This window comes from Pigmentiphaga sp., from assembly GCF_019689535.1.
GTDB lineage: Bacteria > Pseudomonadota > Gammaproteobacteria > Burkholderiales > Burkholderiaceae_B > Pigmentiphaga.
The window spans coordinates 1-2,067 of sequence record NZ_JADGHH010000339.1; the positions used below are offsets into that span (position 1 = coordinate 1).

The window sequence follows — 2,067 nt, forward strand, 5'->3', positions numbered from 1 at the left end:
ACCCCGGCGCCCCCCAACCGCCGGAGGTCCAGGCCGAACCAAGCGCCCCCTCATCGCGCGGGGGCCAGGGGAAGCTCCACGCCGGGGATCGATTCCTTGATGGTGGACAAGGCGAAGCTGGATCGCATGTCCACCACCGACGGATGTTTCATCAAGGTGTCGAGCGCGAACTTCGAGAAGTGCGCCAGGTCCCGCACCTGGACCCGCATCAGGTAGTCCATGTCGCCGGTCATCGCGTAGCAGGCGACGACCTCCGGCCAAGACTGGACGTCCCGCGCAAACTGATCGATCGGCGCGTGCCCGCCGTCGACGTGTTTCTGCAGCCTCACGCTGACATACGCCAGTAGCCCCAGCCCAACCTTTTCCGCATCCACGACCGCGACGTATTGGCGGATGACGCCCCGCTCTTCCAGCCGCCTGACGCGCCGCAGGCAAGGACTCGGCGAAAGCGCGACGCGCTCGGCCAACTCTTGGTTGGTGAGCCGTCCGTCGCGCTGCAGTTCCGCCAGGATGCGCCAGTCCGTCCGGTCCAGTTCAGTTTCAAGCATATTCTTCCGATCAATCGATTTTTTGGGAAATTTTATTGCCTAATAGTTGAGTTAGTGGGCAACATTTGAAATCTATTGCCCCGGCTCACTTCCTACAATCTCCCTTTATCACCCTCGACGCGCTTGCACGGGAGACCGACATGAGCTCGACCTTCCAACCTTGGGACAACCCCATGGGAACCGCGGGATTCGAATTCGTCGAATACGCCGCACCCGACCCGGCCGCCCTGGGCAAAGTATTCGAAAGTCTCGGATTCAAGGCGATCGCGCGGCACCGCCACAAGAACGTGTTGCTCTACCGCCAGGGCGGCATCAATTTCATCGTCAACGCGGAACCGGACTCTTTCGCCCAGCGCTTCGCTCGCCTGCACGGGCCGTCGATATGCGCCATCGCCTTCCGGGTCGAAGACGCGGCGGCGGCCTACCGGCGCGCGCTGGAGCTTGGGGCATGGGGCTTTGACGGCCGCAGCGGCCCCATGGAGCTGAACATCCCTGCCATCAAAGGCATTGGCGACTCGCTCATCTATTTCGTGGACCGGTGGCGTGGCAAGAACGGACGCGCAGGAGGCATCGGCGACATCGACATCTACGACGTGGATTTCGAGCCGCTGGACCTCGAGAACGCCAGCCGCGACGCCACGCACCGGGGCGTAGGCCTGACCGCGATCGACCACTTGACGCACAACGTGCACCGGGGCCGCATGGCCGAATGGGCCGGGTTCTACGAACGGATCTTCAACTTCCGCGAAATCCGCTATTTCGACATCGAAGGCCAGGTGACCGGCGTCAAATCCAAAGCCATGACCTCGCCCTGCGGGCGCATCCGCATCCCCATCAACGAGGAAGGAAAGGACGAAAAAGGCCAGATCCAGGAATACCTGGACCGGTATCACGGGGAAGGCATCCAGCACATAGCCCTGGGCACCGACGACATCTACGAGACCGTCGAAGCCCTGCGCCGTTCGGGCGTCGTGTTCCTGGATACCCCGGACACTTACTATGAGCTGCTGGACCAGCGTCTGCCCGGGCACGGCGAGGACACGGCGCGACTCGCCAAGAACCGCATCCTGCTCGACGGCGCGCCAGGCGGCGGGCTGCTGCTGCAGATCTTCACGCAAACGGTCATCGGACCGATCTTCTTCGAAATCATCCAGCGCAAGGGCGACGAAGGCTTCGGCGAAGGCAACTTCAAGGCGCTGTTCGAATCGATCGAGCTGGACCAGATGCGCCGCGGCGTCCTGCCTGCCAAGGCCTGAAGCCCTGCCGGGGCCCGGTCAGCGAGAGACGGCGACGCTGCGGATCCCGTCTACCGGCGGCAGCTTGGCCGCCTGCACCTCTACGCGCTGGCCGGCCTGGTCGAGCACCACGCCCGTCCCGCGCACCTCGGCCAGCAACACCCCGGGAGCCACTTCGGCGCCGACGGGGTAAGCGCGCGCCGGGCGACCGTCCACGGCAAGCACCGCCGAACCGCGCGGGCCTGCCGCAATGAGGCCCGCAACCACCACCTGTACGCGTGCGC

The 2,067-nt window shown here is 64.4% G+C and carries 2 protein-coding genes and 1 pseudogene; 1 reads left to right on the forward strand and 2 read right to left on the reverse strand.

The features are described from left to right. Positions 1 to 50: 50 nt before the first annotated feature. Positions 51 to 548, reverse strand: a complete 498-nt coding sequence (locus IRZ12_RS17510) for an Lrp/AsnC family transcriptional regulator (RefSeq protein WP_296471385.1) — start codon at positions 546 to 548, stop codon at positions 51 to 53. A gap of 140 nt (positions 549 to 688) precedes the next feature. Here IRZ12_RS17510 and hppD point away from each other — a divergent pair, with 140 nt between their 5' ends. Next, a complete protein-coding gene (hppD, locus tag IRZ12_RS17515; protein WP_296471388.1) occupies positions 689 to 1,804 on the forward strand; it encodes a 4-hydroxyphenylpyruvate dioxygenase in 1,116 nt (371 codons plus the stop codon). Positions 1,805 to 1,822: 18 nt separating this feature from the next. Here hppD and IRZ12_RS17520 read toward each other — a convergent pair. Beyond that, positions 1,823 to 2,067 (reverse strand): annotated as a pseudogene (locus tag IRZ12_RS17520) (hypothetical protein); the annotation flags it as partial.

What these genes read in the sequence shown, in the direction of transcription:
- hppD (WP_296471388.1), top strand. Translation starts at nt 689, where the DNA reads ATGAGCTCGACCTTCCAACCTTGGGACAACCCCATGGGAACCGCGGGA.
- IRZ12_RS17510 (WP_296471385.1), bottom strand. Translation starts at nt 548, where the DNA reads ATGCTTGAAACTGAACTGGACCGGACGGACTGGCGCATCCTGGCGGAA.